Source organism: Burkholderia sp. 8Y (assembly GCF_902506145.1).
Lineage (GTDB): Bacteria > Pseudomonadota > Gammaproteobacteria > Burkholderiales > Burkholderiaceae > Caballeronia.
On the sequence record NZ_LR733519.1, the window covers coordinates 1 to 26,069 of the forward strand.

The 26,069-nt window shown below is 66.1% G+C and carries 23 protein-coding genes; 10 read left to right on the forward strand and 13 right to left on the reverse strand.

Features of this window, described 5'->3' with window-relative positions:
• Positions 1-54 precede the first annotated feature (54 nt).
• A complete protein-coding gene (locus GV035_RS00005) occupies positions 55-2,229 on the forward strand; it encodes a malate synthase G (protein WP_159832514.1) in 2,175 nt (724 codons plus the stop codon).
• A gap of 51 nt (positions 2,230-2,280) precedes the next feature.
• Here the strand turns inward: GV035_RS00005 and GV035_RS00010 are convergent, their stop codons facing one another.
• The 5 genes from GV035_RS00010 to GV035_RS00030 all read right to left on the reverse strand — a co-directional run bounded on the left by GV035_RS00010 (position 2,281) and on the right by GV035_RS00030 (position 5,847).
• Positions 2,281-2,466 carry a 4-oxalocrotonate tautomerase gene (locus GV035_RS00010; RefSeq protein WP_035960104.1) on the reverse strand — a complete coding sequence of 62 codons (186 nt, stop codon included), beginning with the start codon at positions 2,464-2,466 and terminating at the stop codon, positions 2,281-2,283.
• Positions 2,467-2,496: 30 nt separating this feature from the next.
• Positions 2,497-3,273, reverse strand: coding sequence for a class II aldolase/adducin family protein (locus GV035_RS00015; RefSeq protein WP_159832515.1), 777 nt, complete (start codon positions 3,271-3,273; stop codon positions 2,497-2,499).
• Positions 3,274-3,373: 100 nt separating this feature from the next.
• Complete coding sequence (locus GV035_RS00020; protein ID WP_159832516.1) at positions 3,374-4,279, reverse strand: urea transporter; 906 nt, start codon at positions 4,277-4,279, stop codon at positions 3,374-3,376.
• Positions 4,280-4,395: 116 nt separating this feature from the next.
• A complete protein-coding gene (locus tag GV035_RS00025; protein WP_159832517.1) occupies positions 4,396-4,599 on the reverse strand; it encodes a hypothetical protein in 204 nt (67 codons plus the stop codon).
• A 108-nt stretch (positions 4,600-4,707) separates the two neighbouring features.
• Positions 4,708-5,847, reverse strand: coding sequence for an iron-containing alcohol dehydrogenase (locus tag GV035_RS00030; RefSeq protein ID WP_159832518.1), 1,140 nt, complete (start codon positions 5,845-5,847; stop codon positions 4,708-4,710).
• Between the two features lie 112 nt (positions 5,848-5,959).
• On the opposite strand from GV035_RS00030, the gene GV035_RS00035 reads away from it, so the two are divergent.
• Positions 5,960-6,898: a LysR family transcriptional regulator gene (locus GV035_RS00035; RefSeq protein ID WP_159832519.1), complete on the forward strand. Its 939-nt coding sequence runs from the start codon at positions 5,960-5,962 to the stop codon at positions 6,896-6,898.
• Positions 6,899-7,120: 222 nt separating this feature from the next.
• Positions 7,121-9,628, forward strand: a complete 2,508-nt coding sequence (locus tag GV035_RS00040) for a hybrid sensor histidine kinase/response regulator (protein ID WP_159832520.1) — start codon at positions 7,121-7,123, stop codon at positions 9,626-9,628.
• 15 nt (positions 9,629-9,643) lie between these two features.
• On the opposite strand, the gene GV035_RS00045 is transcribed toward GV035_RS00040, so the two are convergent.
• Positions 9,644-10,417 (reverse strand): DeoR/GlpR family DNA-binding transcription regulator, encoded by a 774-nt coding sequence (locus GV035_RS00045; protein WP_159832521.1) that lies wholly within the window; start codon positions 10,415-10,417, stop codon positions 9,644-9,646.
• Positions 10,418-10,704: 287 nt separating this feature from the next.
• Between GV035_RS00045 and GV035_RS00050 the strand changes: the two genes are divergently transcribed.
• The 4 genes from GV035_RS00050 (at position 10,705) to GV035_RS00065 (ending at position 15,885) form a co-directional block, all read left to right on the forward strand.
• Positions 10,705-11,712, forward strand: coding sequence for a 2-keto-3-deoxygluconate permease (locus tag GV035_RS00050; RefSeq protein ID WP_159832522.1), 1,008 nt, complete (start codon positions 10,705-10,707; stop codon positions 11,710-11,712).
• Entirely contained in the window at positions 11,709-13,031 is a 1,323-nt protein-coding gene (locus tag GV035_RS00055; protein ID WP_159832523.1) for a four-carbon acid sugar kinase family protein, read from the forward strand. The genes GV035_RS00050 and GV035_RS00055 overlap by 4 nt, the downstream gene beginning before the upstream one ends.
• A 50-nt stretch (positions 13,032-13,081) precedes the next feature.
• On the forward strand, positions 13,082-14,083 hold the full coding sequence (gene pdxA / locus GV035_RS00060) for a 4-hydroxythreonine-4-phosphate dehydrogenase PdxA (protein ID WP_159832524.1): 1,002 nt from the start codon (positions 13,082-13,084) through the stop codon (positions 14,081-14,083).
• Between the two features lie 422 nt (positions 14,084-14,505).
• Positions 14,506-15,885, forward strand: a complete 1,380-nt coding sequence (locus tag GV035_RS00065; RefSeq protein ID WP_159832525.1) for a CoA transferase — start codon at positions 14,506-14,508, stop codon at positions 15,883-15,885.
• 243 nt (positions 15,886-16,128) lie between these two features.
• On the opposite strand, the gene GV035_RS00070 is transcribed toward GV035_RS00065, so the two are convergent.
• From GV035_RS00070 to GV035_RS00090, 5 genes are all read right to left on the reverse strand, one after another.
• Positions 16,129-16,509, reverse strand: a complete 381-nt coding sequence (locus GV035_RS00070; RefSeq protein ID WP_159832526.1) for a DUF1801 domain-containing protein — start codon at positions 16,507-16,509, stop codon at positions 16,129-16,131.
• Positions 16,510-16,545: 36 nt separating this feature from the next.
• Positions 16,546-18,279 carry an outer membrane protein assembly factor BamB family protein gene (locus GV035_RS00075; RefSeq protein ID WP_159832527.1) on the reverse strand — a complete coding sequence of 578 codons (1,734 nt, stop codon included), beginning with the start codon at positions 18,277-18,279 and terminating at the stop codon, positions 16,546-16,548.
• 362 nt (positions 18,280-18,641) lie between these two features.
• Positions 18,642-21,299, reverse strand: a complete 2,658-nt coding sequence (locus GV035_RS00080; RefSeq protein WP_159832528.1) for a glucose/quinate/shikimate family membrane-bound PQQ-dependent dehydrogenase — start codon at positions 21,297-21,299, stop codon at positions 18,642-18,644.
• 171 nt (positions 21,300-21,470) lie between these two features.
• Entirely contained in the window at positions 21,471-21,794 is a 324-nt protein-coding gene (locus GV035_RS00085) for a hypothetical protein (RefSeq protein WP_159832529.1), read from the reverse strand.
• 52 nt (positions 21,795-21,846) lie between these two features.
• Positions 21,847-22,095 carry a hypothetical protein gene (locus tag GV035_RS00090; protein WP_159832530.1) on the reverse strand — a complete coding sequence of 83 codons (249 nt, stop codon included), beginning with the start codon at positions 22,093-22,095 and terminating at the stop codon, positions 21,847-21,849.
• Positions 22,096-22,245: 150 nt separating this feature from the next.
• Here GV035_RS00090 and GV035_RS00095 point away from each other — a divergent pair, with 150 nt between their 5' ends.
• On the forward strand, positions 22,246-22,611 hold the full coding sequence (locus GV035_RS00095) for a hypothetical protein (RefSeq protein ID WP_159832531.1): 366 nt from the start codon (positions 22,246-22,248) through the stop codon (positions 22,609-22,611).
• A 22-nt stretch (positions 22,612-22,633) separates the two neighbouring features.
• Here GV035_RS00095 and GV035_RS00100 read toward each other — a convergent pair whose 3' ends face one another.
• Together GV035_RS00100 and GV035_RS00105 are read right to left on the reverse strand one after the other, a co-directional pair.
• Positions 22,634-23,830, reverse strand: coding sequence for an amino acid aminotransferase (locus GV035_RS00100; protein WP_159832532.1), 1,197 nt, complete (start codon positions 23,828-23,830; stop codon positions 22,634-22,636).
• A gap of 48 nt (positions 23,831-23,878) precedes the next feature.
• Positions 23,879-25,279, reverse strand: coding sequence for an amino acid permease (locus GV035_RS00105; RefSeq protein WP_159832533.1), 1,401 nt, complete (start codon positions 25,277-25,279; stop codon positions 23,879-23,881).
• Between the two features lie 322 nt (positions 25,280-25,601).
• Here GV035_RS00105 and GV035_RS00110 point away from each other — a divergent pair, with 322 nt between their 5' ends.
• The gene (locus GV035_RS00110) at positions 25,602-25,871 is read left to right on the forward strand and encodes a hypothetical protein (protein WP_159832534.1); all 270 of its coding nucleotides are present in this window, start codon (positions 25,602-25,604) and stop codon (positions 25,869-25,871) included.
• 35 nt (positions 25,872-25,906) lie between these two features.
• Positions 25,907-26,065: a hypothetical protein gene (locus GV035_RS28995; RefSeq protein ID WP_201303874.1), complete on the forward strand. Its 159-nt coding sequence runs from the start codon at positions 25,907-25,909 to the stop codon at positions 26,063-26,065.
• Positions 26,066-26,069 lie beyond the last annotated feature (4 nt).

Genomic DNA, 26,069 nt, shown 5'->3' on the forward strand with positions numbered 1-26,069 from the left:
ACCATAAGCCACCCCGCCCCTATCCCTATCAAGCAGCAATCAGCCGGAGTGCCCATGAACGACATGATTCAACAGCACGGCCTCAAGGTCGCATCGAGCCTCGCCCAGTTCGTCGAAGAAGAAGCGATTCCCGGCACGGGCGTCGATGCCGCCGCGTTCTGGCAAGGGTTCGATGCGATCGTGCACGACCTCGCGCCGAAAAACCGCGCGCTGCTCGCCGAACGCGACCGCATGCAGACGGAACTGGACAACTGGCACCGGAGCAACCCCGGTCCGGTGCGCGATCTGCGCGCGTATCGCAAGTTTCTGGAGGGCATCGGTTATATCGTTTCCGCGCCCGCGCAAGTGCGCGCGACCACGCAGAACGTGGACCGCGAAATCGCCGAGCAGGCCGGCCCGCAGCTCGTCGTGCCGCTGTCGAATCTGCGTTATGCGCTCAACGCCGCGAACGCGCGCTGGGGCAGTCTGTACGACGCGCTCTACGGCACCGATGCGATCGACGAAAGCGACGGCGCCGAGCGCACCGCCGGGTTCAATCCGAAGCGTGGCGCGAAGGTGATCGCGTACGCGCGGGCGTTTCTCGACGACAACGCGCCGCTTGCGCACGGCTCGCACGCCGACGCCACGAAGTACAGCGTCGAGCAGGGCCAGCTCGTCGTGACATTGCGCGACGGCCGCAGCAGCCTCGCGAATCCGGAACAGTTCGCAGGCTTTCAGGGCGATGCGAGCGCGCCGCACGCCGTGCTGCTCAAGCACAACGATTTGCATATCGAGATTCAGATCGACGCGAATGACGCCATCGGCAAGACGGATTCGGCGCACGTGAAGGATCTGCTGATCGAAGCGGCCGTCAGCACGATCATCGACTGTGAAGATTCGGTCGCCGCCGTGGATGCGGCCGACAAGACACAGCTCTATCGCAACTGGCTTGGCCTGATGAAGGGTCATCTGTCGGAGGACGTCACGAAGAACGGCAAGACCTTCACGCGCAGCCTCAATGCCGACCGCGAGTACACCGCGCCGAACGGCTCCACGCTCAAGCTGCATGGCCGCTCGCTGCTCTTCATCCGCAACGTCGGTCATCTGATGACGAACCCCGCCGTGCTCGATCGCGACGGCAACGAAGTGCCCGAAGGCATTCTCGATGCGGTGATGACCACGCTCGGCGCCATGCACGACCTCAAGAACAAGATCAACTCGCGCACCGGCTCCGTCTACATCGTGAAGCCGAAAATGCACGGCCCGGCCGAAGTGGCGTTCTCCGACGAGCTGTTCACGCGCGTGGAAGACCTGCTGGGCCTGCCGCGTCACACCATCAAGATGGGGATCATGGACGAGGAGCGGCGCACCAGCGTCAACCTCAAGGCCTGTATCGCGGCGGCGAGCGCGCGGGTCGCGTTCATCAACACGGGCTTTTTGGACCGCACCGGCGACGAGATGCATTCGTCGATGGAAGCCGGCCCGATGATGCGCAAGGGCGACATGAAGTCGTCGGCATGGATCAAGGCGTATGAGCGCAACAACGTGCTCGTCGGCCTGAATGCCGGCTTGCGCGGGCGCGCGCAGATCGGCAAGGGCATGTGGGCGATGCCCGACCTGATGCACGCGATGCTCGAACAGAAGATCGCGCATCCGAAGGCCGGCGCGAACACCGCGTGGGTGCCGTCGCCGACCGCCGCGACGCTGCACGCCCTGCATTACCATCAGGTCGATGTGCAGCAAGTCCAGCAGGAGATGGAAAGCATCGACTATGAAGGCGTGAAGAACGAACTTCTCGATGGACTCCTGACGATTCCGGTCGTCGAAAATCCGTCGTGGTCGGAAGACGATATCCGCAACGAGATCGAGAACAACGCGCAGGGCATTCTCGGCTATGTGGTGCGCTGGATCGATCAGGGCGTCGGCTGCTCGAAGGTGCCGGACATTCACGACGTCGGCCTGATGGAAGATCGCGCGACGTTGCGCATTTCGAGCCAGCACATCGCCAACTGGCTGCGGCATGGCATCGTCAAGGAAGAGCAGGTGCGTCAGACGCTGGAACGCATGGCCGCCGTCGTCGACAAGCAGAACGACGCCGACCCGTACTATCGTCCGATGGCGCCCGCGTTCGATAGCTCGTACGCGTTCAAGGCCGCGTGTGCGCTCGTGTTCGAAGGCCGCACGCAGCCGAACGGCTACACGGAACCGCTGCTGCACAAGTTCCGTCTCGCCGCGAAAGAGACGTCGTAAGCGTTTCGATGAACGCAGCAGCGCCATGCTGCTGCGTTCATTTTCATCGGACTACTGGTCCGACCAGAGCTTGCCAGCGGTCGCCCAGTTCTCGCGTTTCACGTCCGTCAGGATGATGTCCACCGAGCCCGGCTCGCAGCCGAGCGTCTCGCATGTCGTTCGCGTGATCGCCTCGACGAACTTGCGCTTCTCTTCCGCCGTGCGGCCTTCGAAAAGCTGGATGTTGAAAGTCGGCATTGCTTCGCTATCCTATTGAATATTGAATGTTCAATTGCGGTACGACGAATCGATGCGATCGAGCTTGCGCAGAAGCGCAGGCCATTCGAGCGCGCCCTCTATGGCGTCGTCGTCATGCAACTGCGCCGCCGTGCGCGCGACCACCTCCGGCGTCGGCACGATCATCTTGCTCACGCCGGCCAGCGCGCGCAATTGAATGTCGCACGCTTTGACGAGCATATCCATGAGCACGTAGGCTTCCGCGACCGTGCGCCCGAGCGTGAGCGGCCCGTGATTACGCAGCAGCATCGCGCGATGCGCGCCGAGACTGGCGACGAGCCGCTCGCCCTCGGCGGGCGAGAACGCGAGGCCCTCGTAATCGTGGTAGGCGAGATGACCGTGGAAGCGCATCGCGTGCTGCGACGCCGGCAGCAGACCGTGCGGCTGCGTCGATACCGCGATGGCCTCCCGCACATGCAGATGCATCACGCAGGCGGCGTCGGCGCGCGCGGCATGCACCGCGCCGTGGAGCGCGAAGCCGGTCGCGTTCACGCCATGCGCGCTTTCGCCGATCACGTTGCCGTCGATATCGATCTTCACGAGATTCGACGCGGTGACTTCATCGAACGCGAGCCCGAACGGGTTGATCAGAAAGCGTCCCGGCTCGCCGGGCACGCTCGCGGAAATATGCGTATAGACGACGTCGTCCCAACCGTTCAGCGCGACGAGCCGATACGCGGCGGCCAGTTCGACGCGCGTCGCGGCTTCGGCGGCGGAGCGCGGCCCGCTCTCTTGGATACGGCGCTCGGGAGTGTGAGTGAATGACATTGGGGTCTCCTGTTGGCCCGAGTGGGTGCTTCGACACCGGAGTCCGGTCCCATGCAAACTGTCTCGCGTCAGCGCCCCGCCCACGCAAGCCGCAGCACGCCTACTTCGGTCCCGCGCAGCATACCTCGTCCCGCGACGCCCCTCCGAGCCGTCGCGCGAACGCCATCACCGCCCACGACGCCAACACGAACGGCGCGGTCAGCGCGGCGATACCGATGCTATCCGCGATGCGCTCGATCAGCACCGCGACCGCGATGGCGATGACCGCGTACCGCGCGCCGAGCGGCGCGGCGGCGAGCGCGGCCAGCGCCGCATTGAAGCCGCACGCGCCCGACAGCAGCACGGCGTCGTCCGCGCCGCCCAGGCCGTGCAGAGCCGCACCCAACGCACTGCCGGCGAGCGCCCAGCCTGCCCGCGCGGGCCGCGCGGCGAAAAGTCCCGCGGCGATGAGCCCGCCCGCGAGCGCGCCCGACGCGAACACGATCGGCGCGAGTCCCGCGAATGCGGCCTTGGTCAGTGCAGCGAGACTCGTCGAAACCGGACCCAGCGCGCCCACTTCGCCGTGATCGGCGAAAAGCGGCATCCAGCACCAGGTGACGATGATCGCCGGGCTCGAAAAGATCGGCAAGTTCACGCGCGACAGCCGGCGCGCGAGCGCGCCCGCAAGCATCGTCGAGACGATGGCGGCGACGATCGCGACGGCCGCCGCCTGCGACGTATCGCGGATGAACGTGAACGCCGCGAGCGCCGCCAGTGCGCCGTTGAAACCGTACAGGTCGTCGCGCATGGCGGGCGAATCGGCGGATTCGGTGATGACCGTCACGACCTTGCCCGCGAGCGCGCCGATCAAGAGCGCGCACGCGAGGCGCGGGCTCGCGCAAAGCACGCCCGCAAAGACGAACGCGCCGGTCGTGGCATTTCGCTGCAGGACGATCTGCCCGATGCTGCGAGCGAAACTGCGGATGGATTCGCCGAGAACGGCGTCGGAACGGAGAACGGTGGACATGCGCGGCGGCTTGCGTGAAACGAAGCCGCCAGCATAGGACAAGCGGCGCGCGCCGTGCGACGGCGGGCCGAATAGCGGGTATGCGGGACCGAGAAAACGCCGTTAGAAGCGGCGGCTTAGTTGAAGGCCATCGGCATCAGCGTCGAGCCGTCGACCGTGGCGGTCGCGTAGTTCAGCTCGGAACTCTTCTGGACGAATTCCGTGACGTTTTCGCGGAAGTTAGGGTGCTCTTGCCATGTGATGTAGCTTGCATCGACGACGGCAGACAGCGTGAGCAACGTAAAAGCAATCTTTTCGAGAATGAGGTAACGGTGGCGCATGGCTTTCTTTCCTGAATTTGCACGGCATTGTAACAGAGCCTAGGGGTTTTCCCGTAGTCGTATGTTGCAATGCCGCAAATCCGGCCATGCGCCCTTTCGAGTGCCCTCTTACATCGACGCTTCGAGCATCGCCGCGTAATCGTCGCTCGTCGCCTCGCGCGGGTTCGTCTTGTGGCTGTGATCCTTCATCGCCCCGGCGATGATGCGCGGGAACAGTTCGCGCGTCACGCCCAGTTCCGCCAGGCCGCGCGGCAGGCCGAGCGTCGCGGTCATCGCGCGAATGGCGTCGCCGACCTCGTCGCCGGATGCGAGCCCCATCGCCTGCGCGATGCGGTCGAGCTTGCCCTCCTCCTGCATCGAGGGCGCGCTCTGGTTGAACGCGATCACCGCCGGCAAGAAGATCGCGTTGAGCGTGCCGTGATGCAGCTTCGGATTGATGCCGCCGAGCGAATGGCTCAGGCTGTGCACGCAGCCGAGGCCCTTCTGGAACGCGAGCGCGCCTTGCATCGACGCGCTCATCATGTTCCAGCGCGCGGCGCGGTCCGACCCGTCGCGCGTCGCCCGCTCGATGAAACGCCACGCGCGCCACAGACCGTCCAGCGCGATGCCGTCGGCGGGCGCGTTGAACGCCGGCGCCATGAAGGTTTCAAGGCAATGCGCGATCGCGTCCATGCCCGTCGCGGCGGTGAGCATCGGCGGCAGGCCGAGCGTCAGTTCCGGGTCGCAGATGGCGACTTTCGGCACGACGTGCGGCGAAATCACGCCGACCTTGCGCCCGTCGTCGAGAATCAGAATCGCGCCGCGCCCCACTTCGCTGCCTGTGCCCGCCGTCGTCGGAATGGCGATGACCGGCGCGGTCGCCGCCGTGATGCGCGCAAGCCCGCCTTCGATCACGGCGAAGCTTTGCAGCGGCCCTTCATGCGTCGCGCAGACCGCCACGCCCTTCGCCAGATCGATCGACGAGCCGCCGCCCGCCGCGATCACGCCATCGCAGCCGTTCTCGCGATACAGCGCCACCGCCGCACGCACGGCGGCTTCGTTCGGGTTGGGCGGCGTGGCATCGAAAACGGGCGCATCGAATGCGGGACCGAGCGCATCGACGATCTTGTCGAGCAGGCCCGCCGCGCGGATACCCGCATCCGTCACGATGAGCGGACGGCGGATACCGATACGCTCGCACTCGCCGGCAAGCAGGCGCACCGCGCCGAAGTCGAATTGAATCTGCGTGATGTAGTTGATGAGCGGCATGTCGAAATGAGGAAAAGTTATAGGCGCTTCGGCCGAGTATACGGACCGTCATGCTTCCGCGATACTGACGGCATGTGATAGGGGTATAACTTTTCCTCATGCCTGACGGTAGATGACGCCATCGCTCAATTCGATTCTCTCGCGGCTGCACGTGCGGCAATTGCGCCTTCTCATCGCGCTGGAAGAACGCGGTTCGCTGCAAGGCGCGGCGGCACAGCTCGCGCTCACGCAACCGGGCGTGAGCAAGTCGCTGCATGAAATCGAAACCACGTTCGGCACGCCGCTTTTCGTGCGCACGCACCGGGGGCTACAGCCGAACGCCGTCGGCCATTGCGTGATCCGCTACGCGCGCCTCATTCAGACCGACCTCACGCATCTGCGCGAAGAGATCGTCGGCATCATGCGCGGCTTCGGCGGGCGCGTGTCGGTGGGCGTCATCATGGGCGCGGTGCCGCTCGTCACCGATGCCATCACGGCGCTCAGCGCGCGTCAGCCGGAGATGTCGGTGGAGATCGTCGAGGATACGAGCGCGACGCTGCTGGGCCTCATCGATGCGGGACGGCTGGACGTCGCCGTGTGCCGCACGAGCGTGAGCCAGACGCCGTATCTGTATGACAGCGTCGTCGTGCAGCAGGAGACGCTTGCCGTCATTGCGAACACGGCGCATCCGCTGGCGAAACGGCGGCGCGTGGCGCTCAGAGATCTCGCGAAGCACCGCTGGGTGGTGTATCGCGCGAACATGCCCATGCGCCTTCTGCTCGAACGCGAGTTTCACGATGCAGGGCTGCGCTTTCCCGCGCATTTGCTGGAGACGACCTCGGCGTTCGCGACGCTCGCGCTCTTGCAGAAGAACCCGTCGCTGGTGGCGCTGGTCTCGGTGGATGTCGCGCGTTTCTGCACCGCGCATGGCGTCGTATGCACGCTGCCGCTGGCCTTCTCATCGAAGAGCGAGCCGTACGAAATGGTCACGCGACGCGATGCGCCTTTATCTCCCGGCGTTCGTTTGCTAATGGAAGAGATCGCTCAAGCGGGGCGCGACGTTCTTGCTTGAATCGGCGAAGCCATAGTTACCGATCAAACGATCGAACACGCATTTATTACTCACGAGCAGCCCGCGAATCAGCACTCACCGCGCCCTTATTTTCGCCACGCGAAACCTCGGCGTTTTAGGCAAACGTTTGCGTTTCGTTTGTGTTTCAATTGGAGCCCTTCAGCCACCGATACGACGAATCCCGCGCGCTACACTCCGCGCTTCATCGATGGAACACGAGCTATGCGCTTTCAGTATGAGGCTTCAGCATTCGACAAGAGGCACAAGCCCGATCAGCAACGCCAGGCGCATTTCCAGCGGTGGTTCGTCACCTTCGCCAGTCTCGCGCACTCGCGCCTGCCGCTGCCGGAGTATCTGCAGAAGGTCACGGACACGTTGAGGGAAGTCGCGGCTGTCGGGTCTGCGGTCGTCGAATGGATCGAAGGCGATGAGCTCGTCTATCGCGCGGCGAGCGGCAGCGCCGCGCAACACGTCGGCGTGCGGCTGCCGAGCGCCGGCAGTCTGTCGGGCCTGTGCATCACGCGTCAGCAGGCGCTGATCAGCCGCAACACCGTGAGCGATCATCGCGTGGATCGCGCGGCGTGTCAGGCGGTCGGCGCGATCTCGATGGTCGTGGCGCCCGTCATCTACGAAGGCCGCTCCGTCGCGGTGCTCAAGCTCATTTCCGGCGAGCCGGACCAGTTCAACCAGTCGGACATCGCGATCCTGAACGCGTTCTGCGCGTGCATCGCGGAGACCATCGCGCGCGAGGAAGTCGCGCAGGAAAACCGCCAGCTTCTCGCCGCCAACGCGAGTGTGAGCGCCAACCTGAGCATCGAATTGTCGCTGCGTGCCGAGCACGAGAAAAAGCTCGCCGATGCGCTGCGCCGCCGCCGCACCGTGCTCGACAATGCAAACGTCGCCTTCGTTTCGATGGACGAAGCCGGCATGATCGTCGACTGGAACGCGGCCGCCGCATCGCTCTTCGGCTGGCGGGCGCAGGACGCGATGAACCGCGAACTCGCGGAACTGATCGTGCCGGAGCGCATGCGCGACGCGCATCGCGCCGGGCTCACGCGCTATCTCGCGACGGGCGAAGCGCGCGTCATCAACACGCGTATCGAACTTCCGGCGGTGCGCCGCGACGGCACCGAATTCGCCGCCGAACTGACAATCAGCGAAGTCTGGTTCGACGGCCAGCGCCAGTTCGCGTGCTTCATCCACGACATCACGGACCGGCTGCGCGCGACCGAGGCGAACCAGCGTCTGCGCCTTTTGATCGATTCGGTCAGCGACTACGCGATCTGCATGCTGGACCGGCACGGCATCGTGCAATCGTGGAACGACGGCGCGCGCGCGCTCTACGGCTACACGTCCGACGAAGCCATCGGGCGGCATTTCGCGCTCTTTTACTCGACCGACGAGCTGGGCCGCGACCGCCCCGGCGACGACCTGCGCCGCGCGAGCGAACAAGGCCGCGTGGAGCACGAAGACTGGCGCATGCGCAAGGACGGCTCCGCGTTCTGGGCGCACGCCATTCTGAGCGCGCTGCCGTCGAGCAATGCCCGCGAGCAGAACTTCGTCGCGATCACGCGCGACATGACCACGCGCCGCCGCCTCGAAGAACTCGAAGCATCGAGCCGGCGCATGAACGAATTTCTCGCGCTGCTCGGTCACGAACTGCGCAATCCGCTCGCGCCGATCCGCAACGCCGTCAGCATCCTCAAGCTGAAGGCGTCCGACGATCCCGATGTCAACCGCAGCCGTCTCATCGTCGACCGGCAACTCGCGCATCTGACCAAGCTCGTCGACGATCTGCTCGAAGCGGGCCGCGTCAGTTCCGGCAAGATTCGCCTGTCGACGGAGATCGTGGATATCGCGGATGTCGTGCACTTGAGCGTCGAAGCCAGCCAGCCGTGGTTCGATGCGCGCGGCCAGCGCCTCGTCGTCGAGGACAGCGGCCAGCCCATGCACGTGAACGGCGATCCGACGCGGCTCGTGCAGGCGCTCAACAATCTGCTCAACAACGCGTCCAAGTTCAGCCCGCCGCAATCGACAGTCACGCTCGAAGTCGGTCCGCGCGGCGGCGCGGCGATGCTGCGCGTGACCGATCAGGGACGCGGCATTTCCGCCGATGCGCTCGCCACGGTGTTCGATCTGTTCGTGCAGGAGCATCCGCCCGGCGCGCATCCGGACGAAGGCGGGCTCGGCATCGGCCTCACGCTCGTGCGCGCGATCGCCGAGCTGCACGGCGGCCACGTCGAGGCGAAAAGCGGCGGTCCGGGCAAGGGCAGCGCGTTCACGCTGTGGCTACCGCTCGCGCAAGCGCCCGCGGGCATCGCGCACGCGCCGGCGGAGCCTGCCGCATCGGCGGACCGGCAGCTCGAAGTGCTCGTCGTCGACGACAACCGCGATTCCGCCGACAGCATGACGCTGCTCGTCGACATGCTCGGTCATGCGGCGCGCCCGGCTTACGACGGCGAAGACGCGTTGCAGCAGTTTGGCGCGCGCCGGCCGCAGGTCGTGCTGCTAGACCTTTCGATGCCGGGGCTGACGGGCTTCGACGTGATACGCGGCATCCGCGAACAGGCGAGCAACGACGGCGGCAAGCATGTGATCGTCGCCGCGATGACCGGGCTCGGCTCCGACGAGGATATCGCCCGCACACGCGCCGCCGGCTTCGACGCGCATCTGGTGAAGCCTGTCGATCTCGACGAAGTGGAAGCCGTGCTGGCGCTCGCCGGGAAGTGAGCGGCAAGTCAGCGGCTAGGGCGCGTCCGTCTCCGCGCGCTCGACGCTGACGTTTCCGCGCTCCATGAAGCGGCTCGCGGCAGACGGTTCGGCGAGCGAATCGGTGATGAGCGTCCAGTCGCGTTCGAGCGGCGTCCAGTGCTGCTGGCTCGCGCGCCCGAGCTTGTCGGAGGTGACGAGCACGAACACGCTCGCCGCCTGCGCGACGATGCACTCCTTCAGAAACGCCTGCTCCGCCGTGGCTTCGCACAGGCCGCGGCCCGCCACCACGCCGTCCGCGCCGAGAAACGCCTTGTCGTACGTGACGCGCGACAGCGCAAGCTGCGCGATGGGCCCGAGCGTGCTCATGCTCGACGGCCGCACGTCGCCGCCGATCAACGTCACGCGCACGTCCGCTGCCGCGAGCGCGCTGACCGCCAGCAGATTGTTCGTAACGACCTGAATCTCTCTGCGGCCGGCGAGGCACCGCGCGAGCGCGGCGGTCGTCGTGCCGCCGTCCAGGAAAAGCGTGTCGCCGTCCTGCACGTGCCGCGCCGCCGCCCGCGCGATGGCTTCCTTCTGCTCCCGAAAGCTCTCGCGCCGCGTATCCAGGGATTCCTCCGGCTCGTGCATGCCGACCGACGCCGCGCCGCCGTATGTCCGCACGATGCGGCGTTCTTCGGCGAGCGCGCGTAGATCGCGCCGCACCGTCGCCTCCGACATGCCGAAATGCTCGCAGAGCGCGGCGACGTCGTTCATGCCCGATAGCACGGCCTTCAGCATGGCTTCGCGGCGTTTCTCGACTTTCATGCGGTTCCTGTTCGATTGAGCGTCATTGAATATGCCTCACGGCGGCGGTCCGCAAGTGTAGCGAATCGGGCGGCGGTTCCGGGCTCAGGCAATGCTGATCCGAAGCAGAAACGTGCGCGGCTCCATTTGATCGCTTCGATCATTCTGATTCGCAACGTTTGCGTGAATCGCTCAGCGTAAACGCCTATGCGCGCTAAATTGCGCTCGGTTCGATCAAGCGATACACTCGGAATGATCGATGCAATCATTCCGCGATCGAATCAGACAAGATCTTCTTGGAGACACCCATGGCCCAGATTCCTATCAAGCGCGCGGTGGAGCGCGTACCCGGCGGCATGATGATCGTTCCGCTTCTGATCGGCTCGCTCATCGCGACGTTCATGCCGGGCATGCCGAAGTTCTTCGGCTCGTTCACCAGCGCGCTGTTCACCGGCGCGCTGCCGATTCTCGCCGTCTTCTATGTCTGCATGGGCGCGGGCATCGACGTGAAGGCAACGCCCTACCTTTTGAAGAAAGGCGGCGCGCTGTTCGCGACGAAGATCGGCATGGCGATTCTTGCTGGCATCGTGCTGGGCCACTTTCTCGGCGAGCAGCCGATCACGTCCGGCATGTTCGCGGGTCTCTCCACGCTCGCCGTCGTCGCCGCGATGAACGACACGAACGGCGGCCTGTACATGGCGCTGATGGGCCAGTACGGACGCTCGGAAGACGTCGGCGCGTACACGATCATGTCGCTCGAATCCGGACCGTTCCTCACGATGGTCACGCTCGGCGTCGCGGGTCTCTCGGCGTTTCCGTGGCCGACGCTCGTCGGCAGCATCCTGCCGCTCGCCATCGGCATGTTGCTCGGCAATCTGGACCGCGAAATGCGCGACTTTCTGGGCCGCGCGGTGCCGGTGATGATTCCGTTCTTCGCGCTGGCGCTCGGCGCGAGCCTCGACTTGCACAAGGTCTGGCAGGCGGGTCTGCTCGGCATCGGGCTTGGGCTCGCGGTCGTCGTCGTGACCGGCATTCCGCTCTACTTCGCGGATCGCCTGACAGGCGGCACGGGCGTGGCGGGCGCGGCGGCGGCCAATACCGCAGGTAACGCGGCGGCGGTTCCGGCGCTGATCGCGGCGGCCAATCCGGTCTACGAATCGGCGGCGAAATCGGCAACGCTGCTCGTGGCGGCGTGCGTGGTGGTGACGGCCATCGTCACGCCGATCGTCACCGCCGCCATCGCGAAGCGCGTGAACGCACGCAGCGATGCGCGCGTGGGAGTCGGCGCACGCGAGAAGCGGGGAGCCACGCAATGAGCGCGCAGGAAGCCAAAGCGGGGAGCATGCTGATTCTCGCCGACGATCTCTCCGGCGCGGCGGACTGCGCCATCGCGTTCGCGGCGTCGGGGCGAAAGACCGTCGTCACGCTGGATGTCACCGCGCCCGGCGACGACGCCACCGTGATCGCCGCCGACACCGACACGCGCCGTCTCGCGCCCGCCGACGCCGGCGCGCGCGTCGCGGATGCGTGGCAGGCGCTTCGCGCGCCCGGCCGGCGCCTGTACAAGAAAATCGATTCGACGCTGCGCGGCAACTGGACGGCCGAAGTCGCGGCGCTCGCGCGCGTCGCGGGACCGGCGATCGTCGCGCCCGCGTTTCCGGCGACCGGCCGCGCCGTGCGCGATGGCATCGTCTTCGTGCATGGCGTGCCGCTCGAAAAGACGGAAACGTGGCAGCTCGAACACGCCGGGCGCGACGCCCGCCTCGGACCGATGCTCGAAGCAGCGGGTTTGTCGACCGCGCACGTCGCCCTCGACACGCTGCGCGGCGCGCCGCAGACGCTCGCCGCCACCCTCGCGGCGGCGGCGGGCGAAGGTATCGGCGCGTTGATCGTCGATGCGGAAACGAGCGACGACCTCGCCGCGCTCGCGCGCATCACGGCATCGCTCGATACGCCGTTCTTCTGGGTCGGCTCGGGCGGTCTCGCACGCGAACTGGCGGCGCTGCCGGACCTTTTCGACGCAGCCTCGCCGGCGGCGCTGCGGCCCGCGTCGGCGGACATCGCGCACGGTCCGGTGCTCGCGCTCGTCGGCAGTCTGTCGGCGGTGTCCGAGCGACAATGCGCGATGCTGCGCACCGAAGCGGGCCTCGTCGAATTCATCCTGCCGCCGGCCGTGCTGCGCGACGGCGAGCGTCATGCGGACTGGCGCACGTGGGGCGAGCGCATCGGCGAAACAGTGCGTGGCGGGCAGGATCTGATCGTGCGTATCGGCCGCGACGATGCCTTCGATCCCGCCGAAGGCGCGCGCCTCTCGACCGCGCTCGCCGCGCTCGTCGCGCCGCACTTCGACGCGTTGGGCGGGCTGATCGCGACCGGCGGCGAAACCGCCCGCGCGATGCTCGCGGCGGCGAACGTCGGCAGTCTTGAACTCGTGCGCGAAATCGAAGCCGGCGTCGCGCTCGGCCGGGCCACGACGAGCGCATCGGAAATGGCGAGCGGCGCGGCCATCGTCACGAAAGCGGGCGCGTTCGGCAGCGAACACGCGCTCTACGGTGCGTATCGGCATTTGCGCGGCCTCTCGAACGAAAGTGCGGAGAAGGCCGGAAGCGCCGCGCCCGCCGCCGTCCGCCAATAGCGGCGAACGCCATACAACACCACGCGAAATCTCAACATTCACGAACCATCATGACCAACTATCTTCCCGTAATCGGCATCACGATGGGCGACGCGAGCGGCGTGGGCCCGGAAATCGTCGTCAAGAGCCTGGCACACGACACGGTGTATCAGCAGTGCCGTCCGCTCGTGATCGGCGATGCGCGCCGCCTCGAGCGCGCCATCGAAATCACCGGCGTGAAGGCGACCGTGCGGCGCGTCAAGGACGCCTCCGAAGCGCGCTATGAACCGGGCGTGATCGACTGCATCGATCTGGACCTGATACCCGACGATCTGCCGTTCGGCCAACTGTCGCCCGTCGCCGGCGACGCGGCCTACCGCTACATTGCCCGCGCGGTCGAACTCGCGCAGGCGAAGCAGATCGACGCCATCTGCACCGCGCCGCTCAACAAGGAAGCGTTGCACGCGGGCGGCCACAAGTTTCCGGGCCACACGGAGATGCTCGCGCATCTGACGGGCGTCGACGAAGTCTCGATGATGCTCGTCGCGCCGAAGCTGCGCGTGATTCACGTGACGACGCACATCGGCATCATCGACGCGATCCGCAAGATCGAGCCGGGCCTCGTGCAGCGCACGATCGAGCGCGGCGACGCGACGCTCAAGAAAGCGGGTATAGAGAAGCCGCGTATCGGCGTGTGCGGGATCAATCCGCATGCGGGCGAGAATGGGCTTTTCGGCTACGGCGAGGAAGAGGAGAAGATCATCCCGGCGGTGAAAGCCTTGCAGGCGCGCGGCCTCGACGTGACCGGCCCGCTGCCCGCCGACACGCTTTTCTATCGCGCGGGGCGCGGCGATTTCGATCTCGTCGTCGCGATGTATCACGATCAGGGCCACGGCCCGGTGAAGGTGCTCGGGCTGGAAGCGGGCGTGAATGTCACCGTCGGGCTAGACGTGGTCCGCACGTCGGTGGATCACGGCACGGCGTTCGATATCGCGGGCAAGGGCATCGCCGATGAAGGCAGCATGCTGGAGGCGCTGCGCCAGGGCGCGGTACGGCGAATGCGCCAGGACTGAGGCCGAAGCCGCTGCGCCAGCGGAACCCGCGATGCGGCCCGCTGTGGCTGGATCCGCTGCGCCAGGCCGGAGCCGCTCTGCGGCTCGGCTGTGGCTGAATCCGCTGCGTCAAGGCGCAACCGGCGACGCGAAGCGGCTGAGCCGAAGCCGCTGCGCCGAGGCGCGGAGCCCGCGACGCGCCACGGCTGTGGCTGCCGGCGCTGCGCTGGGAGGCCGAAAACCGGCGGCATGAAACACCCGAAGCTGAGTCCGTTGCGCTAGGCGCCCGGACTCGCGCTCGGCTGCGGTTGAGCACGTGGCTGAAGCCGCCCCGGAACCAGACCGCAGCGCCCCCGGCTCGGCGGCCGCGCATCGAACTGTAGCGGGAAAGCAAACCGAATCGGCGCGACAATGGCGCATCCAATCGCCGCGTCGCTCCGACCATGACCGCCTCCTTCGATACCCTCGCTTCCCTCTGGCGCATCGCCGGTCTGCCCGGCGATGCGCTTTCCTTCGCCGAGCTGACCGGGCACGACCCGGTCTTTCCGTCGACGTTCGCCATCGGCACGGCGGCGCAGTCCACTATCGCTGCCGCCGCGCTCGCCGCCTGCGAGCTTGCGCACGCGCGCGGCGCGCCGCGTCAGCGCGTGGCGGTCGATATGACGCACGCGGCCATCGAATGCACCGGCCATTTCACGCTCGACGGCAAGGAACCGCAGACGTGGGGGCCGTTTTCGGGGCTGTACCGCACCGCCGACGGCTACGTGCGCATCCACGCGAACTTCGCGCATCATCAGGATGGCGCGTTGCGCGTGCTCGGGCTCGATCCCGCCACCGCGACACGCGCCGACGCCGAGCGCGCGCTCGCCGGCTGGCGCGCGGCCGACTTTGAGGAAGCGTGCGCGCAACGCGGGCTCGTCGTGACGATGCTGCGCCGCTTCGGCGAATGGGACGCGACGCCGCAAGGCCGCGCCCTCGCCGCGCAGCCGCTGATGACTTTCACCCGCATCGGCGATGCGCCGCCGCTCCCGCTCGCGCCGCTTGCCGCAGACGCGCGTCCGCTTTCGGGCGTGCGCGTGCTGGATTTGACGCGCATTCTGGCCGGTCCGGTCGGCGGCCGCGCGCTCGCCGCGTTCGGCGCGGACGTGATGCTCGTGAACTCGCCGCATCTGCCGAACATTTCCGCCATCGCCGATACGAGCCGGGGCAAACGCTCGGCGCACGTGGATTTACGCTCGGAAGATGGACGCGCGACGCTGTGGCGCCTGATCGACGAGGCGCATGTGTTCTCGCAGGGGTATCGGCCGGGCGGGCTGGCATCGCTCGGCTTCGGACCGCAGGCGGTGGCCGCGCGGCGGCCGGGTATCGTCCAGGTCTCGCTGACGGCTTACGGCACGCAGGGCCCGTGGGCCGGGCGGCGCGGCTTCGACTCCCTCGTGCAGACGGCGATCGGATTCAACGCGGCCGAAGGCGAGGCGGAAGGCGCGGGCAAACCGCGCGCGCTGCCGATGCAGATGCTCGACATGGCGACGGGCTTTCTGATGGCGTTCGGCGCGGCGGCGGCGCTGTGGAAGCAGCAGCGGGACGGCGGAAGCTGGCATGTCGAGGTATCGCTTGCGCAGACGGGGCAGTGGCTGCGCGGCCTTGGCCGGATCGAGGACGGCTTGCGCACGGCGAGGCCGAATATCGCGCCGTTTCTCGAGCGCGTGCCGTCCGGCTTCGGCGAACTAGAAGCGGTGCGGCCGAGCGCGCAACTCGCGCGCACGCCCGCCGGCTACGAGAGGCCGTCGGTGCCGCCGGGCACATCCGAGGCGTGTTGGTGAGGGCGGGATGTGGCGGAAGGGCCGGTGGCGCCGCAGAACTCCCGACGAGCCGAACGCATCGGAGTTTGTAAACGACGGCGCTCGGCTTCTTGTCGCCGCGTGAATGCGAAGTGGAATCGCGGCGGCGACAAGATCATGGCTGGGATGGGCAAGTCGGAATGCATTCATTCGGTTTCCGAACAATCTCACACTTAACTCGCGCCGCTCACTAACAAGCTTCCACACAACCGGCGCAAACAGCGTTCACTTCCCCGACTTCCTCACTTTCGCCTGATTGAACTCGATAGCAGCGCGCACGAGACGCGTGAGCCGCGTCGCATCGACCGTATCGCCCTCGAAGAAATCGATGGCGCGTCGCGCGTTCCCTTCCAGCCCTGCGTTGAACAGCTTGTCGGGGTCCGGCAGCATCGCGCCGTGAGCGAACGTGAGCTTCACCTTGCCCTTGTGCGCGTTAGCCACCGCGATCATGCCGTCGCGATACCACACCGGGCTGCCCATGTACTTCCATTCCTCGACGATCTCCGCGTCCGCTTCGAGAATGCACTTGCGCACGCCGGCGAACGTCTCGCGACGCCAGTCCGTCAGCCCGGCGATCAACTGATCGATGCGTTGCGATGCGTTCATTCGAATTCTCTCAATCACGCGATGCCGCGAACGAAGCTATCGCGCAAGCAGCCCGAACACGCCGACGCCGCTTCGCGTGCCCACGTACACTTTGCCGTTCGCGATGGTCGGCGTGATGAACTTGTTGCCCTGGCCGAACTGATCGCGCGCGCCCGCCTGATTGCTGTTGTAAAGCTCCCGCGCGAGATTCGCTGCATCGTACGCGTGCAGCGCCGCGATGGTGCCGTTCTCTGCCGCCCACACGATGCCGTTGGCCGCGCCGTTCGCCGACACACTCGGCGTCGCGCCCGGCGAGCCGAAGCTGTTCGGCGTCTGGCTCGCGGGCGTGGACGAGAGCCGCGCGTCGGTGATCGTGAACGCCTTGATGCTGTCGCCGATCGCGCCGAAATACACCGTCCGGTTGAAATACGCGGGCATGCCGAACACCGGCCCGTGAATCTGCCCGACGATCTCCTGATAGATGTGATCCGCGTTCGAATCGAACTTGCCCATCGAATCGCGGTCGACCACGTAGATCACCGAGTTCTTGCCCGCGCCGAGCGCGAGATGGCGCGTCGTGCCGCTTGCATCGGGAAAATCGGGCAGCACCAGCGCGCCGCCGGAACCGAGATCTTCGTCCGCGCTGGATTGCTGCACCGTGTTCGACGGCTGGAAGTAATCGGTGACGGCGAGCGTCGGCGTCGCGCCGAGCTTCAGAAAGCCGTTGCCGAAGTCGCCGTGAATCGGCATGCCCTGCCCGTCGAGCGTCGCGTCGAAGGTGCCGTTCGCATCCAGGAAATAGATGGACGTGCCATCCGACGCGAGGCCCGCGCCGCTCATCCAGATCGCGCCCATCTGTCCGTTGGGCGTGACGTTCAGCACGCTCGCCTGTTGCAGCGTGCCCGCGTTGTAGCCGATCACCCAGCCGGTGTAAGGCATGATGTCGCAATGCGACGTCCACGACGTGTAGACGACGCCATTGAGCAGCAGCAGCGACGCGCGCTCCGCGTACTGGCCCGGATCGAAGGCGACGCGCCCGTTCTGGCTGCCCGCGCCGGTGCCGGGATACGACGCCGCGATCTCCGTCGGCCCGCCGAGCAGGTCCGCGCCCGTGGCGATGTCGAGCGCATGAATGCGCTGGTGATAGCGGCCCGCGCCATCCTTCGACATGCCGACGACGTACATCGCGCCGCGCGTGCGGTCGATGACCGGCGTCGCCGTGATGCCGATGGTCGGCGTGATCTGTGGGCAGCCGTGCTGGTCGCTCGGCGTCTCGCCGCTGGCAAGCGTGCTCGCTTTCCAGAGCGTCGCGCCGGTGTCGGCGTCGAAGGCATAGACGCTCGCGTTCTCGGTCGCGACGTACAGCACGTTGTGCTTGCCGCCTGCGATCGGCACGGCGGCGAGAAAAAGCGGCTGGGCATCGACGGGGCCGTCGGAAGCGAAGACGGCGAGCTTGCCGAAGGTCGCCGAATTGACGTTCGCAGGCGTGAGCACGGATTCGGCAAGCTGCTGCCCGGTGCGCGCGATGTCGTTGTGGTAGGTCGCGACGTCCATCGGGTTTGTGACCGGCTGCGTCGTGGTGGCGCTGCCTGAAGCGCCTGCCGGTGCGCTCGCGCCCGACGCCGCCGACGCCCCCGCGGGACTCGACGCGCCCGCCGGCGCGCCGCCGCCTGCCGCGACCGAACCCGTCGAAGAAGAACTGCCTCCGCTGCATCCGACGACAATCGCCGTTGCGATCATCGCCGCGCCAAGCAGGGAGAGCACTGTGCGACCTGAAAAACGCCGTCTCATGTGCATTCTCCTTCTGCGGACGCAGCCAAGCACGCGATGTCACTCGATTATCGCCCGCCGCGCACAGTCCGACGACGCGTTTTCGAACGGTGGCTAGCTCTTGTCGGATGCGTCGTTTGCTGCGTCGCATCAAAAGTGCTAATATACGGGTTACTACCTAGGTAGTTAACCTAGCATTCACAGATTCAAGGAGTCGCCATGGGTATCGTAGCCCCGTTTTTTTCGATCATCGCTGACGCCATTCGTGACGCACTGAAGGCGCGTGCCAATGTCAGCGCGCTGATGGCCGAAGCCTGCCGCCGCGCGATGTAAGCGCATCTGCGGGCGGCTGCGCCACGCGCCGCCGCCCGCAGTCTCGCTTCTCACGGCAACGTGTAAGCGATCACGTAATCCCCCGCCTTGGTTCCGAGCGAACCATGCCCGCCCGCCGTCACCACGACGTACTGCTTGCCGCTCGCGTCGGCGTAGCTCATCGGCGTCGACTGGCCGCCCGCCGGCAGACGCGCTTCCCAGAGCTTGTTGCCGTTGTGCACGTCGTAGGCGCGCACGTACTGGTCGAGAGTGCCTGTCAGAAACGCGACGCCGCCCGCCGTCACGATCGTTCCGCCCAGGCTCGGCACGCCGAGCGGCATCGGGATCGGCAACGGCGCCTTGTCGCGGATCGTGCCGTTCTTGTGCTGCCACGCGATCTTGCCGGTGCGCAAATCGACACCCGCGATATAACCCCACGGCGGCGCCTGGCACGGAATGCCGAGCGGCGACAAAAACGCGTTCAGCTCGAAACCAAACGGCGTGCCGCGCGCCTGCTTGATGCCGCTCGTCTCGCTGCCCTTCTTCTCGCCGGCCTGTTCGTCCAGCTTTTCGCGCGGAATCAGCTTCGACGTGAACGCCATGTAATCCGGATTCGCGATGAGAATCTGCCGCACGGGATCGACCGAAATGCCGCCCCAGTCGAACACGCCGAAATTGCCCGGAAACACGAGCGTGCCCTGCTCGGACGGCGGCGTGAACGGCCCGTCGTAGCGCAGACGCTTGAACGCGATGCGGCACCAAAGCTGATCGAAAGGCGTCGTGCCCCACATGTCCGCCTCGCGCACGCGCGGCGGATTGAAGTTCAGCGCGGAAACGGCCTGCGTCGGCGACGTGCGGTCGCCTCGCGCCGCGCCCTGCGGCACCGGCACTTCGCTGATCGGAACGATCGGCTGGCCGGTTTCGCGGTTCAACACGTAAATGCTCCCCTGCTTGGTCGATGCGATCAGCGCGGGCTGCATGCCCTGCGCGGTTTGCAGATCGACGAGCGTCGGCTGGCCGCCCACGTCCATGTCCCAGAGATCGTGGTGCGTGAACTGATAGTTCCAGCGCAGCTTGCCGGTCGCGAGATCCAGCGCGACGACGCCCGCGCCGAATCGCTCCGCCTGCTGCGTGCGCTGGCCGCCCCATTGGTCGGGCGTCTGATTGCCCATTGGCAGATAGATCATGCCGCGTTTTTCATCGACGCTGAACATGGACCACATGTTCGGCGAGTTGCGCACGTACGTCCCGCCGGGCGCGATCGGCTCGGTGGCGTCCGGGTTGCCCGAATCCCAGTTCCAGACGAGATGACCGTCGTTGACGTCATATGCGCGGATCACGCCGGACGGCTCGTTGTTCGATTCGTTATCCGTCACGTGGCCGCCGACGATCACGAGGTTGCGCGCGACGGCTGGCGGCGAGGTCGAGTAGTAGCCGCCCGGCGTGAACGGCCCGATGTTCGTGCGCAAGTCGATCGTCCCGTTCTTTCCGAAGCTGCTGCAGAGCTTGCCCGTGTCGGCGTCGAGCGCGATCAGGCGCGCATCGGCGGTCGGGAGAAAGAGGCGGCGCGGGCATTCGTTCGAGGGCGCGGCGGGTTGTGCGGCGGTCTGCGCGGGTGCTGATGCAGCGGTCTGAGCGGGCGCCGAAGCAGCGTTCTGCGTGGGCGCAGATGCAGCAGTCTGCGCGGGCGCCGATGCAGCAGCGGTCTGCGTGGGTGCTGAGGCAGCGTCCTGCGTGGGCGCCGAAGCAGCGGCATCGGTCGAAGCGGCTGGCGCAGACGCAGCGGCGTCCGTGGTCGCCGCAGGCGCCGAAGCCTGCGAATCAGACGCCGCCTCCGACGCGCCAGGCGCGGCCTGAGCCGCAGTCTCATGCATCGCCGGATCGTAATACGCGACGCCCCGGCAGGTCATGTGCTCCCAGTGCTTGAACCCGACCGGACTCTGAATCTGCGGATCGAAATGCCAGCGTTCCTTGCCCGTGGCGGCATCGAGTGCGAAAACCTTGCTGTGCGGCGTGCAGAGAAAGAGCGTATCGCCCACTTTCAGCGGCGTGTTCTCGTCGGTGGTTTCGGTCGGATCGTCGGGGCCGGGCATGTCGCCGGTGCGAAACGTCCACGCCGTCTTCAACTGATGCACATTCTGCGGCGTTATCTGCGCGAGCGGCACGTAACGCTGGGCGAGCGGCGAGCCGCCATAATCGATCCAGTCGCCCGGTTGACGTCCGGTTGCCGCGTTCTGATCGGGCTGGTTCGGATCGGCGGCGACGTTCACGTCGATGCTGCCCGCGCGGTCATGCGGATCCATGAAGTAGGTGCCGATGCCGAGCAGCACGGCCAGCACGATGGACGCCGCGAGCGGCACGCGCGCCTCGCGCGCGGTGGCGAGCGGACCGAACAGCGCGCCGCGATGCACGGACGGAATCAGCAGCCACACGGCGAGCAAGACCCAGATCCACAAGCGCGGCAGAAGCTGCCAGAAATCCAGATGCGCTTCGAACACCGCCCAGATCGTCGAGCCGAACAGCACGAGCGCGAAGAGGAGCAGCGCGGAGCGGCGTCGGATGAGCAGCAAGAGCCCGGTCAGCACGATCGCCACGCCGGTGATCGCGTAGTACCACGATCCATTGAGCGTCACGAGATACACGCCGCCTGCCGCGAGCACCAGGCCGATCACGATGAACGCAATGGCGGTGCCGAACGTGAGTGAATGAGGTCTTGAGGTACTCGCCATGCTGCAACCCTCCCTGACGAAGAATGGCGGAACGCGGCCGTCATCGGCCGTGGTTCGGACGTTGCGACGCGCATGCGGCAGCAAGGCACGTGCCGTTCGCGGATGGGGGAGCGACAGAGGAAGAGAAAGAAACGGCTTACGGCAATGTTTCGACGCGATGCGCCGAACCGTTCAGCGCGGACGCGGCCACCGTCCGCCGTGAACCGTCTCGGAATGCGTTCCCGAGACGAGCGCGGCTTTCAGATCGCCGCGCTCGGAGAAACGCGGCGCGTCGAACCAGAGCAGGAACTCGTCGCGCCAGACGCCCCAGGCGTTCTCGTCGAAATCGAAATCTTCGTCGATGCAGCCGTTGTCGCGCAGATATGCGCCGACCACTTGCTTGCCGTTCCAGTACGCAACGGCCACATCGGTCAGATCGGCGGTCATGCCGCGCGGGAGATCGCGGAGCAGCATGGCGACGTGCGCCTTGAACGATGTGAAGTCGGTCGGTCTCATCGTGTGCTCCGCTTCGAAAGATGCGTTGAAAACACATGCGCGGCGCGCGGACTCAGCCGAACGCGCCCTTATTGAGGTCCTTCTCGAACGCCGTCACCCATGCCGTGCCGTGTCCCGTGCGATAGTCGCGCTCCTTGAGCGTCGAGCGCCGCACGATGTTCACGTGCCCCTGCAGCGGATAGACATCGTCCACGACATCCGATTCGCCCGCCTCCTGCACAAGGAAATCGCTCGCGTCGAGCCGGTGGCGCGCGAGAATCGCGAGGAAAGCCGCCTTTTCGTCCGGTGCGATCACTGACATGGCGCCCTCCACCATCGAACGCTGCTCTTTCAAGGTAGCACACGCGCGCAGGGACGGCGAAGCGAATCGCGTCGCGCGCGCGGCCAGGCGCACGCGCCTGCACGCAACTTGCTGCAAGCTACGGCCGATTCATGCCCGGAGGCGTCGCCAATGAACATTTCGCCGCATCGCCACGCGCTGTTGTGCGCGGCCCTTCTCGCGTCCGCCCACGCCCACGCCGACCCGGCCGCGTGCGGCGTGCTGCAAGGCGAGGCGGGCAACGCGCTGACCTTGCAGGAAGGCGCGCGCGCCGATCTCGCGCAGGGCGACAAGGCCGTGCACGGCGCGTTGCATATCTATCGGGATGGCGCGGTGTATCGCGTGTACTGGCAGCCGGATGGGAGCGCGGAGCAATACGTGCTCGCGAATGCAGGAGAAAACAGCGTGCGGCTCGTTTCGACGCCGCGCGGCTCGAAAGTGGACGCGGGACCGGGCACGCTGCCGCCGCAGCAAGTGTTGTCGTGCCCCGCGTTGTGATACCGATGCGTCGAACGATGCCTTACTTCGCCAGCACCTTGCCGATGGCATCGGCGACAGTCTGGACATTGCTCTCGTTCAGGCCCGCGACGCACATGCGCCCCGAGCGCAGGATATACACGCCGAATTCCTCGCGCAGACGGTCCACTTGCGGCGCCTCCAGCCCCGTGTACGTGAACATGCCGCGCTGCTTGATATAGCGCGACAACGCCTCGCCGCGCACGTGGTCGCGCAGACCGTCGTGAATCGCGCGACGCATCCGCGCGATGCGTTCGCACATCGCGGCAAGCTCTTCTTTCCACGATTGCGCGAGTTCGGGCGTCGTCAGCACCTTGGTGACGATCTTCGCGCCGTGCGTCGGCGGATTGCTGTAGTTCGCGCGCACCGCGCTCGTGAGTTGACCGAGCACGCGGTCGGCTTCTGCGGCATCGTCGCAGATTACATGCAGGCCGCCGCAACGCTCGCCGTACAGCGAGAAATTCTTCGAAAACGAATTCGCGATGAACGCGGGCACGCCGCGGCGCGCAAGTTCGCGCACGGCAAACGCGTCGTCATCCAGTCCCGAGCCGAAGCCCTGATACGCCATGTCGACGAACGGCAGGAGATCGCGCTTTTGCAGCACGTCGATGATGCGCACCCACTGCGCTTCGTCGAGATCGACGCCCGTCGGATTGTGGCAGCACGCATGCAAGAGCACGACGCTCTTGGCCGGCAGCGCGTCGATGGCTTCGAGCATCGCATCGAAACGCAGGCCGCCGGTGGCTTCGTCGTAATACGGATACGTGTGAACGTCGAAGCCCGCGCGCTCGAAGATGAAGCGATGGTTCTCCCACGTCGGATCGCTCACCCACACCTTCGACGCCGGAAAGTATCGCTTGATGAAGTCCGCGCCGACCTTCAGCGCGCCCGAGCCGCCGAGCGTCTGCACGCTCGCGATGCGGCCCTCGGCACGCGCCGAACTGCCCGCGCCGAACACGAGCGCCTGCACCGCGTCCCGGTAATGCGCGAACCCGGCCATCGGCAGATACGGCTTCGGGCCGAGCTCTTGGAGTATCGACAGTTCGGCTTCGCGCACGGCCTGCATCACGGGCAAACGGCCGGCGTCGTCGAAATAGATGCCGATGCTCAGATTGACCTTGTTCGTGCGCGGGTCCTTCTGGAAGTTTTCGTTCAGCGAGAGAATCGGGTCGCCGGGATAGGCATCGATATGTTCGAACATGGTGTCGGTATCAGGACGTGAGTCAGGACGAAAAAGCAGGACGAGAAATCAGCGGGACGGCGCGCCGCGTCGGTTGCCGGCGGCGTCGGCCCTGGTTTTGAGATAGTAGCCGATTCCGAGAACCGCCAGCCAGATAGGGATGAGATACACGGACAGCCGCAGGCCCGGCGTCTCGTACATCACCCACACGATGCCCGCGACGAACGCAAGGCACAGATAATTGGTAAATGGATAGCCGAGGCTCCGGAACGACGTCGCCTCGCCGCGCTCGCGCTTATGCTGGCGAAACTTCAAATGGATGATGCTGATCATCGCCCAGTTGATGACGAGCGCCGATACCGCAAGGCCCATCAGCAGTTCGAACGCGCGGCCCGGAATGAAGTAATTGATCAGCACGCACGCCGCCGTGACGATCGCCGAGACGAACAACGCCGCGAGCGGAATGCCGCGCGCGCTCACGCCGCGCAACGCACGCGGCGCGTTGCCCTGCTGCGCGAGGCCGTACAGCATGCGGCTGTTGGCATACACGCCGCTGTTGTAGACGGAAAGCGCGGCCGTCAGCACGATCACGTTGAGCACGTTGGCAATGACCGTGCTGTTCATCTCGCGGAAGATCAGCACGAACGGGCTGCCGCCGGTGGCCACCTTGTCCCACGGATACAGCGAGAGCAGCACGCCGAGCGCGCCGATATAGAAAATGAGAATGCGGTAGATGACCTGATTCGTCGCGCGCGGAATGCTGCGCGACGGGTTCTCCGCTTCCGCCGCCGTGATGCCGACGAGTTCCAGCCCGCCGAACGAAAACATGATGACGGCCATCGACATGACGAGTCCGCTCGCGCCGTACGGAAAGAAGCCGCCGAGCCGCCAGAGATTCGTGACGCTGGCTTGCGGTCCCGCATGGCCCGAGGCGAGCAGATAGCCGCCGAAGAGGATCATGCCGACGATCGCCGCGACCTTCACGATGGCGAACCAGAATTCCAGCTCGCCGAATGACTTCACGCTCGTGAGATTGATCGCGTTGACAATCGCGAAGCACGCGAGCGCCGATACCCACGCAGGCAGCGCCGGCCACCAGTACTGCATGTAGATGCCCACGGCCGAAAGCTCCGCCATGCTCACGAGGATATACACGGCCCAGTAGTTCCAGCCGGAGACAAAGCCGGCGGCGTGCCCCCAGTATTTGTCGGCGAAGTGGCTGAACGAGCCGGCCACGGGCTCGTCCACGACCATTTCCCCCAACTGCCGCATGATGAAAAACGCCATCACCCCGGCGATCGCGTAGCCGAGCAGCACGGACGGCCCGGCGAGCTTGATGGTCTGCGCGACGCCCAGAAAAAGCCCGGTGCCGATGGCGCCGCCCAGCGCGATCAACTGGATATGGCGGCTCTTGAGTCCGCGCCTGAGGGTGTCGTGCTGCGCTACTGCCGGGTTGTTGCTCGATGCCATTGTCGATGTCTGCCTGAACTGCGAAAAAACGCGCCGCCTTGGCGCTGCGTGCCGGAAAGCGCGAGAAGTGTTGTTTTTTCGTCCGACGAGCCGGCGCGCGGCGCCCGCGTTCGCCGATCCGCCCTTGGCGGCGCACGGAAAAAACACGCGATTTTACCGCCCCGCCGCCCGCAAACCCTTGCCGGGCGGACTGCGTGCGTTTGCGCGGCCCGAGGCCGCGTCGCCAAGAACTCAAACTGAGGCCGGAATCAGGTCTTTTTCGGAGGATTGATTCGGACGCTCGCCGCGCAGAATTGGTTCATCCACTCACGGGGAAGCGAACATGTTCCAGACGATGCAAACGAATGGCAGGCCGCAGCAAACGGGGATTCTCGGCGCGATCGACTCTCAAGCCGACTCAGAAGCCGGCATGGCGGCTCTGGAAGCCGACCTGCTCGCCGAATTGCAGACGGCATCGGACAACGTGATGCGCCTCGCCGTTCAGGTGCGCACGCACGCCGGCGCCGACGCGGCCGCGACGCTCGCCGAGCAGCACGCAATCGCGCAACGGCTGATCGGCCGCCTGCTCGCGATGCCCGTCGCGCAAGCCTGAGCACAGAGAACACGCACCGAATCGGGAACACGAAAATGAACTACTTGACCATCATCGCCGCCGTCTGGACCGTTTGCGCCATCTTCGCCGTGCTGTTCATCCGTGGCGCGACGCTGCGCGACCAGAAGCCGGTGCCGGTCCAGAGCCGCGCGCGCAACGCCGCCTCCGTGAAGGACGTGAGCCGCGCAGCCTAAACGC